Source organism: Streptomyces sp. NPDC104367, assembly GCF_055583825.1.
This window is the reverse complement of record NZ_JBVJND010000005.1, coordinates 62,464-76,314: the sequence shown is the minus strand read 5'-3', so window position 1 is coordinate 76,314 and position 13,851 is coordinate 62,464. Positions and strand designations below refer to the sequence as shown.

Sequence of the window (13,851 nt, the reverse complement as noted above, 5' to 3'; positions counted from 1 at the left end):
GTCCCGGCCTCCACGCCGGGATCACTATGTCGTCATGTCGCTAGCCGACGACCGCTCCAGCCGCTTCTCCAGCCGCCGCTCCGGGCGTCTCCCCGGGCGTCTCTCCAGTCGTTTCCGCGGCCGCCGCTCCGGCCGTCTCCGCGGCCACCTCGCCCAGCACCCGCGCCGCCCGCTCCACGTCCGTGAAACCGACGTACAGCGGGGTGAAGCCGAAGCGGAGGATGTCGGGGTGCCGGAAGTCGCCGACCACGCCCCGCTCGATCAGCCGCCGCATCACGTCCCCGGCGTCGGCGCAGCGCAGCGCGATCTGGCTGCCGCGCTCCTCGTGCGCGACCGGGGTCACCGACTGGACGCGTCCCTCCGGTAGGTACGCCTCGACGCACTCCAGGAAGAAGTCCGTCAGGGCGAGGGACTTGGCGCGCACGGCCGCCACCTCCACCCCGTCCCAGACCTCCAGCGCCGCCTCCAGGGCGAGCATGGAGAGGATGTCCGGGGTGCCGACCCGGCCGCGCACCGCGCCCGGCGCCGCCTCGTACTTTGGCCGCATCCCGAACGGCTCGGCGTGCGAGTTCCAGCCGGGCAGCGGGGAGTCGAAGCGGTCCTGCAGTTCGCGGCGGACGTAGAGGTACGCGGGTGAACCCGGGCCGCCGTTCAGGTACTTGTAGGTGCAGCCGACCGCCAGGTCGACCCCGTGCTCGTCGAGGCCCACGGGGAGCGCGCCCGCGCTGTGGCACAGGTCCCAGACGGAGACGGCGCCGGCCGCGTGGACCGCGGCGGTGAGGGCGGGCAGGTCGTGCAGCCGGCCCGTGCGGTAGTCGACGTGGTTGAGCAGCACGGCGGCGGTGCGGTCGCCGAGTGCGGCACGCACCTCGGCCGGCGCGACCGGCCGCGGCACGCAACCCGTCAGCCGGGCCGCGGACTCGGCGATGTAGCCGTCCGTGGGGAAGGTCGTCGCGTCGACGAGGATCTCGTCCCGGCCCTCCCCCGCGAGACGGACCGCACCCACAAGTGCCTTGAAGATGTTGACACTTGTGGAGTCGCCGACCACGATCTGGCCGCTCGCCGCGCCGACCAGCGGGGCGATCCGGTCGCCGATCCGCTCCGGCGCGGTCCACCAGCCGCTCTCGTCCCAGGACCGGATGCGCAGCTCGCCCCACTGCCGACGGACGACGTCCTCGACCCGGCCGGGGACGTGCGCCGGCAGCGCGCCGAGCGAGTTGCCGTCCAGGTAGACACCCTCGGTGTCAGCCGCGTGATCGGACGCGGTGTCGAGGACGAAGCGGGAGCGGAGTGCGGCCAGGCCGTCCGACGCGTCCAGCTTCCGTGCCCTCAGGGCCAGTTCAGACATGGGACCTCGCCGTCCACAGCTCCGGGAACACGTTCTTGCGGGCGCGCTTCTCCAGCCAGGCGACCCCGGCCGAGCCGCCGGTGCCGGGCTTGGCGCCCATCGCGCGGCGGGTGGCGACCAGGTGGTCGTTGCGCCAGCGCCAGACGAGTTCGGCGACGTCGGTCAGCGCCTCGCCCAGGCGCGCGAGGCCGGCGTCCCCGTCACCGGAGTAGACGGCGGCCCAGGCGGCCTCCACGGCGTCGGCGGGTTCGTAGCGCAGTGCCGTGTCACGTGCCAGCACCGCGTCCGGGATCGGATGTCCCCGCCGGCCCAGCAGCCGCACCACCTCGTCGTACAGGCTCGGCTCGTGCAGGGCCTTCTCCAGTTCGGCGTGCACGCGCGGCGCGCCGCGGTGCGGGACGAGCATGGACGCGGACTTCTCGCCGAGCAGGAACTCCATCCGCCGGTACATCGCCGACTGGAAGCCGGAGCCCTCGCCGAGGGCGGAGCGGTAGGAGTTGAACTGGGCGGGGGTGAGCCGGCCGAGCGGCTGCCAGGAGGCGTTCAGCGCCTCCAGCTCCCGGGTGGACCGCTTCAGCGCGGCGATCGCGGTGGGGATGTCGTCGCCGCGCAGGGCCGCCGCGGCGGTCTCCCACTCGTGCACGATGACGGTGAACCACAGCTCCATGACCTGGGTGGTGACCAGGAAGACCATCTCTCCGGGGTCGTCGGAGAGGGGGTGCTGAAGGTGGGTGAGCACGTCCGCCCTGACGTAGTCCTCGTACGGCGTCGTGCCCGCGAAGTCGAGATGCGGGGTCTCGGGCTCCGAAGCCACGGCGGGCTGAGCCTGATGGGACATCGCGGTCTCCTGTTGTTGCTCCGGGTAGCGGTCCGCCCCTGCCGATGCCGACACGGGGGCCCCGGTCCCCACCGGCATCCTCCGCAACGTAACCCGCAAACGGCAAGGCCCGCCTGTTGCCGGGCGGGCCACACCTCCGTACGGGGGGGGTCAGCCCAGGGTCTGGGCCGCCGCCGGCGAGGAGTCCTTCAGGAACTGCGAGCAGCGCTCGTACTCCTCCTGCTCCCCGATCGACTGCGCGGCACGGGCCAGGCCGTGCAGGGCGCGCAGGAAGCCCCGGTTGGGCTCGTGCTCCCAGGGGACGGGGCCGTGCCCCTTCCAGCCGTTGCGGCGCAGCGCGTCCAGGCCGCGGTGGTAGCCGGTACGCGCGTAGGCGTACGACTCCACGACCGAGCCGCGCTCGAACGCGTCGTCGGCGAGCTGGGCCCAGGCGAGTGAGGAGGTGGGGTACTTGGCGGCGACGTCGGCGGGGGCGGTGCCCTGCGCGAGGAGTTCGCGGGGGGCCGGGTCGTCGGGCAGATGGGTGGGGGGCGGGCCGCCGAGAAGGTTTCCGTGAATGCTCATGCCCCCAGTCTGGCGCACCCGGGCCCGCGGCCCGGCGGACCGGGGTCCGGGGGCCCACCGGATGGTGGCTACCGGGTGGTGTGGTCCTCCGGTTCCAGTGGGGGTGTCGTGACGTTGCCGTGGCGGCGGCATTCCGGGCGTGCGCAGCCGGGGGCCGGGCGGCGTACCAGGGCGAAGGCCAGGACCGCGCCCACGACCAGCACCCCGGCGCAGATCGGCATCGCCCGGTCGAAGGCCGCGTCGAAGGCCGGGGCCGACCGGTAGGCCTCCGGGCCCATGCCCGCGAGCAGCGGCAGCGCCGCCACCGCGATCAGGCTCGCCGCCCGCGCGGCCGCGTTGTTGACGCCGCTGGCGATGCCCGCGCGGGCGGTGTCCACGGAGGCGAGGACGGAGGCGGTCAGCGGGGCCACCAGGGTGACCATGCCGGCGCCCATGACGAGGACGGCCGGCAGGACGTCGGTCAGGTAGTCCGCGTGCTCGCCGACCCGCAGCATCAGGAGCATCGCGGTGGCGCAGAGCAGGGGCCCGACGGTGAGCGGGACGCGCGGGCCGATGCGGTCGGCGAGGGCGCCCGAGCGGGCCGAGAACAGCAGCATCAGGGCGGTGGTGGGGAGCAGGGCGGTGCCCGCGGCGAGGGCGGAGTAGCCCGCGACCACCTGGAGCTGGAGGGCGGTGAGGAAGAAGTAGCCGCCGAAGGCCCCGTACACGCACAGGGTGACCACGTTCAGCGCGGTGAACTGGCGGGAGGCGAAGATGTCCAGCGGGAGCATCGGGTCCCGGCGGCGCTTCTCGACGTACACGAACGCCACGCCGACCGCGACGCCCGCCACGGCGAGCAGCGCCGTGGTCCCGGCCTCGATCAGCGCGTACGTCACCAGGCCGAGGGCGAGGGCGGCGAGGGCCGCGCCGAGGACGTCGAAGCGGCCGTGGGCGCGGCCTCCCCCGCTCCCGGCCTCGTCCGGGCGGGAGGTGCCCGCGGCGGACTCCGGCACGTGGCGCAGGGCGATCGGGACGCAGAGCAGGGCCAGCGGGACGTTGAGGAGGAACACCCAGCGCCAGCCGGGGCCGTCCACCAGCCAGCCGCCCAGGAACGGGCCGACGGCCGCGCCGATGCCGCCGAAGCCGGACCACAGGCCGACCGCGCGGGCCCGGTCGTCGGGGTGGAAGGAGGCCTGGATGAGGGCCAGGGAGCCGGGGGTGAGGAGGGCGCCGCCGATGCCCTGGAGGGCGCGGGCGGCGATCAGGACGGCGTCGTCCGGGGCCAGGCCGCAGAGCAGGGAGGCGGCCGCGAACCAGACGACGCCGGTGACGAAGACCTTCCGGCGGCCGTACCGGTCGCCGAGCGAACCGCCGAGCAGGATCAGGCCGGCCAGCGTCAGCATGTACGCGTTGACCGTCCACTGGAGCGCGGACAGGCTCGCGTCCAGGTCCTGTCCGATGCGCGGCAGGGCGACGTTGACGACCGTCGAGTCCAGCATCGCCATGCTGGAACCGAGGACGGTGGTGATCAGGATCCACTTGCCCTGTGCAGAGGCCAGCCGGACGTCGGGCATGGGTCCAGGTATACAGCGGACCCGGCACCGTGGGCAGGCGCCGGGTCCGGGTACCGCTACCGCTTACTTGATCTTGTTGCCCGCGGAGCGCAGGTTCTGCGTGGCCTCGACGACGCGCGCGGCCATGCCCGCCTCGGCCAGCTTGCCCCAGGTGCGCGGGTCGTAGGTCTTCTTGGAGCCGACCTCGCCGTCGACCTTCAGGACGCCGTCGTAGTTCCTGAACATGTGGTCGGCGACCGGACGGGTGAAGGCGTACTGGGTGTCCGTGTCGAGGTTCATCTTCACGACGCCGTTGTCCAGCGCGGTGCGGATCTCCTCCTCGGTGGAGCCGGAGCCGCCGTGGAAGACGAAGTCGAACGGCGACTGCTTGCCGTACTTGGCGGCGACGCCGTCGTTCAGCTCCTTCAGCAGGTCGGGGCGGAGCACGACGTTGCCCGGCTTGTACACGCCGTGCACGTTGCCGAAGGAGGCGGCGAGCAGGTAGCGGCCCTTCTCGCCCAGGCCCAGGGCCTCGACGGTACGGATCGCGTCCTCGACCGTGGTGTAGAGGGAGTCGTTGATCTCGTGGGAGACGCCGTCCTCCTCGCCGCCGGTCGGGGTGATCTCGACCTCGAGGATGATGTTGGCGCGGCGGGCCTGCTCCAGGAGCTCCTGCGCGATGGCGAGGTTGTCGGCGAGGGTCTCGGCGGAGCCGTCCCACATGTGCGACTGGAAGAGCGGGTTGCGGCCGTTCTTCACGCGCTCCTCGGAGATCGCGAGCAGCGGACGTACGTACCCGTCGAGCTTGTCCTTCGGGCAGTGGTCCGTGTGCAGCGCGATGTTGACCGGGTACTTGTCGGCGACGATGTGCGCGAACTCGGCGAGCGCGACCGAGCCGGTGACCATGTCCTTCTTGTACTGGCCGCCCAGGAACTCGGCGCCGCCCGTGGAGATCTGGACGATGCCGTCGCTCTCCGCCTCCGCGAAGCCGCGCAGCGCCGCGTGCAGGGTCTGGGTCGAGGTGACGTTGATGGCCGGGTAGGCGAACTTGCCTGCCTTCGCCCGGTCGAGCATCTCGTTGTAGACCTCGGGGGTTGCGATGGGCATCTGTCCGCTCCTTGAATGTGCGGGTCGGCGTACTGCTTTTTCTTACGGCCCTGACCTAGACCTTGGGGGCGACGTCATCGTCGGCCCCATCCTTCCAGACCTGAACCGATGCTCCGGGCGTCGGTCGGGTCCGGGTCGATCCCACTCGTCGACCGGCTGTTCAGTCCAGCCCCAGTTCATCCTTCGAGAAGGCGAAGCGGTACGGCACCCCGGCGCCGGCCTCGATCTTCTCGGCGGCGCCGGTGGCGCGGTCGACGATGGTGGCGACGGCGACGACCTCGGCGCCGGCCTCGCGCACGGCCTCCACGGCGGTCAGCGGGGAGCCGCCGGTGGTGGAGGTGTCCTCGACGACGAGTACGCGCCGGCCCTTGATCTCGGGTCCCTCGACCCGGCGCTGCATGCCGTGCGCCTTGGCGGCCTTGCGCACGACGAAGGCGTCGAGGCGGCGGCCGCGGGCGGCGGCGGCGTGCAGCATGGCGCCGGCGACCGGGTCGGCGCCCATGGTGAGCCCGCCGACGGCGTCGAACTCCAGGTCCTCGGTCAGGTCCAGCAGCACCTGGCCGACGAGCGGGGCGGCCTCGCCGTCGAGGGTGACGCGGCGGAGGTCGACGTAGTAGTCGGCCTCCAGCCCCGACGACAGGGTCACCCTGCCGTGCACCACGGCCTTGTTCTTGATCTGTTCCAGCAGCTCAGCGCGTACGTCACTCATGCCGCCCAGCTTAGAGGCGGCGCCAGGTCCAGGTGGTCGTGGCTTCCAGCGGCTCCAGCGGCGTGACGAGCCGGGGCAGCGTGTTCAGCCCGTTGGGCGGACCGGTCTGCGGCTCCACGCAGACGGCGGCGTCCTGTTCGTCGTAGACCACGACCCACTGCTCGCGGCTGGCGACCTTCAGTTCGAGCCGCTCCGGCCAGGTCAGGGTGACGTCGACGCCGTCGGGCATGCCGAAGCAGTCGTCCCAGGGGCCGGGCTCGGCCTCGATGCGGTTGCCGGTCGGCAGGTGGTCGTCGCCGCGCTCCTCCTGCCAGGCGGGGTCGAAGGCGACCTGCACGTCCCGGCCGCCGAGGCTGCGGTTGAACCAGGGGTGCCAGCCGATCTGCGCCGGGAAGGAGTCGTCGTACGTCTCCACGGACATCGTCAGCGTCAGGGAGTCCTCGGCGAGCTGGACGACGTGGGTGACGCGGGCGGGGTGCGGCCAGGGGTCGCCGAGGTCACGGGTGATCACGGCCTCGTCGGCGGAGACCCGGGCGGTGCGCCAGGCGCCGTCGCGGGCGGTGCCGTGGATGGCGTGCGGCGGGGAGTTGAGGGGCATCTGGCGGACGGTGGCGCCGTCGAGGAAGCGGCCGTCCCTGATGCGGCCGCACCACGGCACCATCGGGAAGCAGCCGTAACGGTCCCCCTGGCGCAGGAGTTCCAGGGAACCGACCTCCAGACCGGCGATGCGTCCGCCGTTGCCGGGGTGGAGTCGGAGCGTCGTGTCGCCCGCGGTCAGCGTGATGTCTTCGTTACTCACGGGATGACAGTACTGGGGGCGGATCGCCGGGGTCCCGCGCCCCTCTGGGGCGCCTCGCTCACCGGCGTCTGCGCAGCGCCCTCGTCACCACGATCGCCGAGGCCAGGGCGAGGGCCGCGGCCGGGGCCGCCCAGCGCAGGGTCGACGTCGCGGTGGCCGTCTGCGGGGCGGGGACCGGGGCGTAGCGGCCGCGGGGCGGGGCGTGGTCGACCTCCTCCGCGCTGCGGCCGATCATCGTGCGGCGGGCGTGCGCGGCCTCGGCGAAGACCTCGGGGAGGGGTTCCTCCTCCGGTTCGGGGGCCAGGGACGGCGGGGGGACCTCCGTCTCGAAGACCGTCGCCGGTTGGCCGGGGGCCGCCTCGGGTGGCACCTCCTCGCCGAGCCCTTCCGCGAAACGGTTCAGGAGCCTGGCCGCCGCCGACGCCACCGCCTCGGCCGGCAGCTCCGCGACCCGCCCGCCCGCGGAGGCCGTGCCGGTCACCGTGACCGTGCAGCCGCCCTCGTCGCCGTCGGCGAGCCGGAGCGTGAGCGCCAGCTTCACCGTGCCGGTGCCGCGCGCCTCGGTGGCGTCGCCGTCGAGCGCGTAGGAGCCGTCGGGGCGGGCGGCGACACGCAGGGAGCCGCGGTAGGTGACGGAGTGGCCGCCGACGCGGACCTTGAGCCGGCCGGTGCCGGGTTCGGCGCCCGCGTCCTGCTGGAGGCCGGGGACCGCCCGGGCGACCCGCGCGGGATCGGCCAGCGCCTCCCTGAGCCGTGAGGCCGGGGCCGGGACGTGTACCTGGTGCTCCATGGCGTCTGAGCCTACCCACGAGTCGCCTCGCCACACCCCGCGGCGACCGGCCTCAATAGCGCGGATGCACCAACGTGGAGGCGGGCGGCCACGCCGCCGGTGTCCGCAGCCGGTCGTCCGCCAGCGCCCGCCGGGTCAGCGTCCACGGGTGCGGGCCGCCGGCCGGCAGGACCAGCGGCGGGGCGCGGGAGCCCGGGGCCGCCAGGACGAAGCCCCAGTCGTGCGGGGCCCTGGACTCGCCCGCCGAGCGGTCGGGGCCCGCGGCGAAGCCGGCGTCGTGGCCGAGGACCCGGTACGGGGTGGTGGCCAGTCCGGCGGCGCGCAGGGTCGCGGCGACCGTCCAGAACGCGCGGGGGCGGGCCTGGACCGGGCCGGCGTGGACGACGAGGCGGCCGCCGGGGGCGAGGGCCCGCCGGACCAGGCCGTAGAACTCCTCGGAGTACAGCTTGGTGCTGGCGGTGATGCCGGGGTCGGGCAGGTCGGCGACGACCACGTCGTAGGCGGCGCGCGCCCGCGTCCCGCGCAGCCAGCAGAAGGCGTCGGCGGTGTGCGCGTGGACGCGGGGGTCGTCGTAGACATGGCCGTTGAGGGCGGCGAGGCCGGGGTCGTGGCGGGCGAGCCGGACCAGTCCCGCGTCGAGTTCGACGACGTCGACGCGGCGGACGCCGGGCTGCCGGAGCGCCTCGCGGGCGGCCATGCCGTCGCCGCCGCCGAGGATCAGGACGCGTGCGTGCGGGCCGCTCATCGCGGGGTGGACGAGGGCCTCGTGGTACCGGCGTTCGTCACGGCCGCCGACCCGCAGCCGGCCGTCCAGGAAGAGGTCGAGGGGGCGGCCGTGGGTGCCGCCGGTGAGGACGATCTCCTGGACATCCGTCTGGAGGGCGACCCGGACGTCGTCGCCGTAGACGGCGTGCCGCGCGGCCCGCTCGAAGTCGTCGACGAGAGCGGCGGCGGAGCCGAGGACGCCGAGGACGGTGACGCCGACGGCCAGCAGGGTCCAGCGGGCCCGGCGGGACAGGTCGCCGCGGAACAGGCCGAGGACCAGGGCGCCGCCGGCGGCGACGTTGACGGTGCCGGTGAGCAGGGTGCCCGTCAGCTGGCCCAGGAACGGCAGCAGCAGGAAGGGGAAGGCCAGGCCGCCGACGAGCGCGCCCACGTAGTCCGCCGCGAACAGGTCGGCCACCGCGCCGCCCGCGTCCTGGCGGCGGATCCGCTGGATCAGCTCCATCAGCAGCGGGACCTCGGCGCCGATGAGCAGGCCGATGGCGAGGGAGAAGGCGACCAGCAGGCAGCGCGGGCCGGCGGCCCACAGGCCGCCCCAGTCGCCGGTCCAGGCGAAGACGGCGTAGAGCACCATGGCGCTGCACCCGCCGACCAGCGCCAACCCGGCCTCCACCGCGGCGAATCCGGCGGCCGCGTGCCAGCGCAGCCGTTTGGCGCCGAGCGAGCCGACGCCCATCGCGAAGACCATCACGGACAGGACCACGGAGGCCTGGGTGACCGAGTCGCCGATCAAGTACGAGGCGAGGGCCACCAGTTCGAGTTCGTACACCAATCCGCAGGCGGCGCAGACGAAGACGCACGCCAGGACCAGGAAGCGTCCCGTCCCCGGCCGCACGGGCAGCGGCGCGGGGGTGCCCCAGGGCTGCGGTGTGCCCGGTGGGGCAGGTGCGTGCGGATCGATCACTCTGCGACGTTACGTCACTCGCTCGGTACGCTTCGTCACCCACACGTGTGGAACTCGCTTGCCTTGACGCGCTGTTGGTTTATGCCACCGGTGGCCGGATTCAGCCGCCGATCGGTTCCGGCACGGCCGCCGGCATCCGTACGCCGACCCTGGTGCGCGTCGCGACCAGCTGGCCGTCCTGCGGGTAGGCGTGCCAGGTCCGCCAGTGCACCTGGCCCTCGTGGCGCTGGGCCAGCATGGCGGTGAACGCGTGCGGGCTGCCCGGGAAGACGCCGGCGAGACCGTGCGGGTGCTCGGAGACCAGGGCCAGCAGTTCCTGGGCGCGGCCCGCGAAGGAGCCCGGTGACAGGACCTCCACGCGCGCCGCGAACTCGTAGGACCAGTCGCCGATGCGCTTGGCGACCCCGAGCGGCAGGGGGGTGCTGGACCCCGGGATGCACGCCACCGTCTCCGAACAGCCGCCCTGCTCGTCCTCCAGGAGCACCTGGTGGGACGCGCCGAGCAGTCTCAGCTGCAGCTTGGCGCCGGCCAGTGCCAGGTCGAGGGTGGCCAGGGCGGGCAACGGCTCACGCCCCAGGGCCCAGGCGAGGTCGGCCGCACGCGTATCGGTGTAGGAGGTGTGAAGGGTCGTGAGCATGGATCGGCTCCGCTAACGCGCAAAGGGGGGAGTGTGGTCCGGCGCACCTCGGTCGACACCGGGAGATCGGCCCGGCCGGCCCAGCCGGGGAGGGGTGTCGTCAGGACGTCCGAGGTGCTGCTTTGGTGTTTTAGAGGGAATCATGAACTGTGGCGCTGACACAGCGTTTTTACCCAACTTCGTGGGGTTTCCATCCCTCAGAGGGCTCCACAGCTCAACTGTTCAACCACGCCGCGCGCTCCACCCCGCCCCGGTTCCCCCCGGCGCGGTTCTCAGTTCCCCCCGCCGCAGCCGCCACCGCCGCCGCACGAGGACCCGCCGCCGCAGGACGAACCGCCGCCGCAGGAGGAGTGCCCGCCGCCACCGCAGGAGTGGCCGCCGTGGCTGTGCCCGCCGCCGTGACCGCCGTGCGAGGACGACGACCCCGAGTCCCCGGCCCACCAGCTGCCCGACCCGTCGTAGCCGGAGGACCCGCCCCGGCCGGAGCCCCTGCCGCCACCGCCGCCCTTGCGGACCGCGGACCGTACGACGGCGAAGCAGATGACCGCGACCACCACCACGATGAGGACGATGCCCATGGCGCCACCTTCTTTCCTTGCCCCCGAGGGCGACCCCCCGTGGGCGCCCCGGCCGCCGCGAGAACGCGGCGTGCCCGGGGGATGCCCGGTCGTCTCGCCAGTCAAAGCAGAGTTGAGGAAGTCCAGAGCTTGGGCGCAGGATGACCGGCATGACCTCCACCGCACGCCCCTTCCTCAACCGCCGGCTCGCCGAGTTCGGGACCACGATCTTCGCCGAGATGTCCGCGCTCGCCCTGAGCACCGGGTCCATCAACCTCGGGCAGGGGTTCCCGGACACCGACGGCCCCGAGGAGGTCCGGGAGGCGGCCGTGCGGGCGCTGCGCGAGGGGCGCGGCAACCAGTACCCGCCGGGCCCCGGCGTCCCCGAGCTGCGCACCGCGATCGCCGCGCACCAGGAGCGCCGGTACGGGCTGTCCTTCGACCCCGACGCCGAGGTCCTGGTCACCGCGGGCGCGACGGAGGCCATCGCGGCCACCCTGCTCGCCCTGCTGGAGCCCGGTGACGAGGTGGTCGCCCTGGAGCCGTACTACGACTCCTACGCGGCCTGCATCGCGATGGCCGGCGGCACCCGGGTCCCGGTCACCCTGCGTCCCGACGCGGGCGCGTTCCGCCTCGACCTGGACGAGCTGCGCGCCGCGGTCACCCCGCGCACCCGGCTGCTGCTGATCAACACCCCGCACAACCCGACCGGCACGGTCCTCACCCGCGCCGAGCTGACCGCGGTCGCGGAGCTGGCGGTCGAGCGGGACCTGCTGGTCGTCACCGACGAGGTCTACGAGCACCTGGTCTTCGACGACGCCGAGCACATCCCCCTCGCCACCCTCCCCGGCATGCGCGAGCGCACGGTCACCATCGGCTCGGCCGGCAAGACCTTCTCCTTCACCGGCTGGAAGGTCGGCTGGGTGACCGGTACCGCGGAACTCGTGACCGCCGTCCGTTCCGCCAAGCAATTCCTGACGTACGTCGCCTCCGGGCCCTTCCAGTACGCCGTCGCGGAGGCGCTGAGCCTGCCCGAGGCGTACTTCGCCGCCTTCCGCGAGGACATGCGGGCCAAGCGTGACCTGCTGAGCGCGGGCCTGACCGAGGCGGGCTTCTCGGTATTCAGGACCGCGGGCACGTACTTCATCACCACCGACATCCGCCCGCTCGGCGAGTCCGACGGCTTCGCCTTCTGCCGTGCGCTTCCGGAGCGAGCGGGCGTCGTCGCCATCCCCAACGCCGTCTTCTACGACCACCGCGAGGCCGGTGCACCCTTCGTACGGTTCGCCTTCTGCAAGCAGACGGAGGTCCTCCAGGAGGCAGCCAAGCGACTCAAGGCGGCCTTTTAGCGATGCGGGGGTGTCTGCCGGGCTTCTCCCCAAGCAAGAAGGTCGGACGTTACCCGAGGCAGCCCGGGGCGGCCCAGCGAAGCATGCCGAGGCGGTTGCGACGTGTCTCAACCAGGTGGCGCCCCTGCACCTCCAGGTACAGGGGTAGCCCGTGAGAGCGCTCGGAGAATTGCGCACGACGGCCGCGCGTCAGAGCGCCATCAGCACTGCCTGACGACTTGGTGTTCGGCCTCAGCAACCAGGCCGAAGGCGATGATGCAGGCGTACGGGGTGGCCGGCGGCCGCGATCGCGTAGCCGCGAGCGGCTCCACACCAGCGCTCAGAACGGCACCTCGGCGTCGGCGTCCACAGTGCGTGCGACGTGTGCACGATCGACGTCCCACATGTTGGCTGGCTGCCGCCGAGGTGCGACGATGCGCCTGTTTCTCATGCGGAGGGTCTCTGTTCGTTTTCGTATGTGCGAGTTGCGACACCGAGCTGACCGTCCCTTTGTCCCAGGTCTCCCTTCCGCCCCACGCCCGTCAGAGTTACGGGAACGGAGTCCAGCTTCCGGTGCTGATGGAGCCGGGGACGTTCGCCGTGGACCCGGCCCCCTGGGGAGGTCCGTGGCGGATGTGGGACGAGATCGATCCGGAAGAGGCGGAGGCACGCGGCATCTACGCGCCGGTCTACGCCCTGTCCGACAGCGCACCCGGGGCGATTGTCGTCGCGCCTGGTGATATCCGAGGAACCCGGCTGATGCCCGAGAAGCGCGGTGGTGCCTGCTGTGGCCTCGACGGGGCTGACGGCCCCAACTTGGCCTGCGTGACGTGCGGCCTGCCTGTGGCGACCCGGATCGACGACTGCTCGCTCTGGCAGGCAGTGCGGCTCAGCTCGGACGCCGTGTACCGCGTCCTCCTTGACGGTGTCGACGCTGCGCCGCTCTCCTGGAAGGAGCTGACGGAGAAGGGGGAGAGCACGCCCCCGTTCGAGCCGATTGCCACGTGGGGAGGACGGCTCGGGTCGAGTCACTACTGGTCGTGGAGTCCTCAATGGGAGGCGGCAGCCGGCCAGGCGCTCGCCCACCTGCTGGTGGCCTCCGAAGGGCAGCCAGTGAAGGTCCCTGACGGTCTGACCACGGACGTGTTCCAACGCGCGCTCGACGCCATGCTGCCCGCGGGCCCGCCGAAGCGCCGCGCCGTCCTGGCTGGACCGGGACGGCCCGCTCCCGACACAGGCGTCGACATCCTCCTGGTACCGATCCATCCGCAGACGGGTCAGACCTGGTCCCCGGCCGGCCCAGCTACATCGGCATACCCGGTGCCGCTGCCGCTCGGGGTGTGGCTGTGGTTGACCTCTCCCCAGCCGAACTTGCCGGTTCCCGCGTCGGGCGGCATACCTCAAGACGTCCTCCGCGATGACCCGCTCCCACCGCGCCCCAATTCCCTGTTCCGGGCCGCCCAGGGATCGTTCCAGCACACCCTGGTCCGGCTACCAGCCGCTCGCAGCCCGTGGCTGCGCGAGATTCTTGCGAACCTCACGCAGTACACGTCCACCGGCCTTTTCTAGCGCTCGGGAGGTGCACTCACTCCTCTTCACCCCAGACGGCGTTCAGCGCGGCCACGAACTCCGGCGAGTGCTGATCGGGGTGACCGTAGACCTCGTCGACCATCTTCATCGAGGCACGCCTACCTGCTCCTTGGCCACCAGCGGGTCGTCGCCCGACGCATCGAGGAGCACGCCCATGGTGCTGTGTCAGAACCGGTGCTGCTTGATGCGGCCGGGCAGGCCGGCCCATTTCCCGGCCCGCCGCAGCATGCCGCGGGCCGCGTCCGCCGTCCACGGATCACCGAGACACCGATGCTGATGGGCCCTGTGGTCCACCGCGCTGGGCCGCGCCGAACGGCTCGACGCGGAGGACGATTTCGTCCTCCTGAAACTGCGCTCCCTCGACG

Annotated in this window: 13 protein-coding genes; 2 read left to right on the top strand and 11 right to left on the bottom strand. The window is 72.8% G+C overall.

From position 1 onward, the window contains the following. Window positions 1-40 precede the first annotated feature (40 nt). The 11 genes from kynU to ACZ619_RS09295 form a co-directional block, all read right to left on the bottom strand. Window positions 41-1,348: a kynureninase gene (gene kynU, locus ACZ619_RS09345; protein ID WP_469596209.1), complete on the bottom strand. Its 1,308-nt coding sequence runs from the start codon at window positions 1,346-1,348 to the stop codon at window positions 41-43. Continuing rightward, window positions 1,341-2,186, bottom strand: coding sequence for a tryptophan 2,3-dioxygenase family protein (locus ACZ619_RS09340; protein WP_469596206.1), 846 nt, complete (start codon window positions 2,184-2,186; stop codon window positions 1,341-1,343). The genes kynU and ACZ619_RS09340 overlap by 8 nt, the downstream gene beginning before the upstream one ends. Before the next feature lie 150 nt (window positions 2,187-2,336). Beyond that, the gene (locus tag ACZ619_RS09335; RefSeq protein WP_469596204.1) at window positions 2,337-2,750 is read right to left on the bottom strand and encodes a DUF3151 domain-containing protein; all 414 of its coding nucleotides are present in this window, start codon (window positions 2,748-2,750) and stop codon (window positions 2,337-2,339) included. A gap of 68 nt (window positions 2,751-2,818) precedes the next feature. Further along, window positions 2,819-4,303 carry an MFS transporter gene (locus ACZ619_RS09330; RefSeq protein ID WP_469596201.1) on the bottom strand — a complete coding sequence of 495 codons (1,485 nt, stop codon included), beginning with the start codon at window positions 4,301-4,303 and terminating at the stop codon, window positions 2,819-2,821. A gap of 63 nt (window positions 4,304-4,366) precedes the next feature. Beyond that, window positions 4,367-5,389 carry a class II fructose-bisphosphate aldolase gene (gene fbaA, locus ACZ619_RS09325; RefSeq protein ID WP_469596199.1) on the bottom strand — a complete coding sequence of 341 codons (1,023 nt, stop codon included), beginning with the start codon at window positions 5,387-5,389 and terminating at the stop codon, window positions 4,367-4,369. A gap of 160 nt (window positions 5,390-5,549) precedes the next feature. Further along, window positions 5,550-6,098 carry an orotate phosphoribosyltransferase gene (gene pyrE / locus ACZ619_RS09320; RefSeq protein ID WP_469596197.1) on the bottom strand — a complete coding sequence of 183 codons (549 nt, stop codon included), beginning with the start codon at window positions 6,096-6,098 and terminating at the stop codon, window positions 5,550-5,552. A 10-nt stretch (window positions 6,099-6,108) separates the two neighbouring features. Further along, a complete protein-coding gene (locus ACZ619_RS09315; RefSeq protein WP_469596195.1) occupies window positions 6,109-6,897 on the bottom strand; it encodes an aldose epimerase family protein in 789 nt (262 codons plus the stop codon). Between the two features lie 58 nt (window positions 6,898-6,955). Beyond that, the gene (locus ACZ619_RS09310; protein WP_469596193.1) at window positions 6,956-7,687 is read right to left on the bottom strand and encodes an SRPBCC family protein; all 732 of its coding nucleotides are present in this window, start codon (window positions 7,685-7,687) and stop codon (window positions 6,956-6,958) included. A 52-nt stretch (window positions 7,688-7,739) separates the two neighbouring features. After that, window positions 7,740-9,374 carry a polyamine aminopropyltransferase gene (locus tag ACZ619_RS09305; RefSeq protein WP_469596191.1) on the bottom strand — a complete coding sequence of 545 codons (1,635 nt, stop codon included), beginning with the start codon at window positions 9,372-9,374 and terminating at the stop codon, window positions 7,740-7,742. Window positions 9,375-9,474: 100 nt separating this feature from the next. After that, window positions 9,475-10,011 carry a DUF2617 family protein gene (locus ACZ619_RS09300; RefSeq protein ID WP_469596189.1) on the bottom strand — a complete coding sequence of 179 codons (537 nt, stop codon included), beginning with the start codon at window positions 10,009-10,011 and terminating at the stop codon, window positions 9,475-9,477. A 272-nt stretch (window positions 10,012-10,283) separates the two neighbouring features. Next, the gene (locus ACZ619_RS09295; RefSeq protein WP_469596186.1) at window positions 10,284-10,589 is read right to left on the bottom strand and encodes a hypothetical protein; all 306 of its coding nucleotides are present in this window, start codon (window positions 10,587-10,589) and stop codon (window positions 10,284-10,286) included. Between the two features lie 140 nt (window positions 10,590-10,729). Between ACZ619_RS09295 and ACZ619_RS09290 the strand changes: the two genes are divergently transcribed. Further along, window positions 10,730-11,917, top strand: coding sequence for a pyridoxal phosphate-dependent aminotransferase (locus ACZ619_RS09290; protein ID WP_469596183.1), 1,188 nt, complete (start codon window positions 10,730-10,732; stop codon window positions 11,915-11,917). A 441-nt stretch (window positions 11,918-12,358) separates the two neighbouring features. Further along, the gene (locus tag ACZ619_RS09285; protein WP_469596756.1) at window positions 12,359-13,465 is read left to right on the top strand and encodes a hypothetical protein; all 1,107 of its coding nucleotides are present in this window, start codon (window positions 12,359-12,361) and stop codon (window positions 13,463-13,465) included. Window positions 13,466-13,851: the final 386 nt, after the last annotated feature.

Coding starts and splice junctions, on each gene's coding strand:
- kynU (WP_469596209.1), bottom strand. CDS start 1,348: ATGTCTGAACTGGCCCTGAGGGCACGGAAGCTGGACGCGTCGGACGGC.
- ACZ619_RS09340 (WP_469596206.1), bottom strand. CDS start 2,186: ATGTCCCATCAGGCTCAGCCCGCCGTGGCTTCGGAGCCCGAGACCCCG.
- ACZ619_RS09335 (WP_469596204.1), bottom strand. CDS start 2,750: ATGAGCATTCACGGAAACCTTCTCGGCGGCCCGCCCCCCACCCATCTG.
- ACZ619_RS09330 (WP_469596201.1), bottom strand. CDS start 4,303: ATGCCCGACGTCCGGCTGGCCTCTGCACAGGGCAAGTGGATCCTGATC.
- fbaA (WP_469596199.1), bottom strand. CDS start 5,389: ATGCCCATCGCAACCCCCGAGGTCTACAACGAGATGCTCGACCGGGCG.
- pyrE (WP_469596197.1), bottom strand. CDS start 6,098: ATGAGTGACGTACGCGCTGAGCTGCTGGAACAGATCAAGAACAAGGCC.
- ACZ619_RS09310 (WP_469596193.1), bottom strand. CDS start 7,687: ATGGAGCACCAGGTACACGTCCCGGCCCCGGCCTCACGGCTCAGGGAG.
- ACZ619_RS09300 (WP_469596189.1), bottom strand. CDS start 10,011: ATGCTCACGACCCTTCACACCTCCTACACCGATACGCGTGCGGCCGAC.
- ACZ619_RS09295 (WP_469596186.1), bottom strand. CDS start 10,589: ATGGGCATCGTCCTCATCGTGGTGGTGGTCGCGGTCATCTGCTTCGCC.
- ACZ619_RS09290 (WP_469596183.1), top strand. CDS start 10,730: ATGACCGGCATGACCTCCACCGCACGCCCCTTCCTCAACCGCCGGCTC.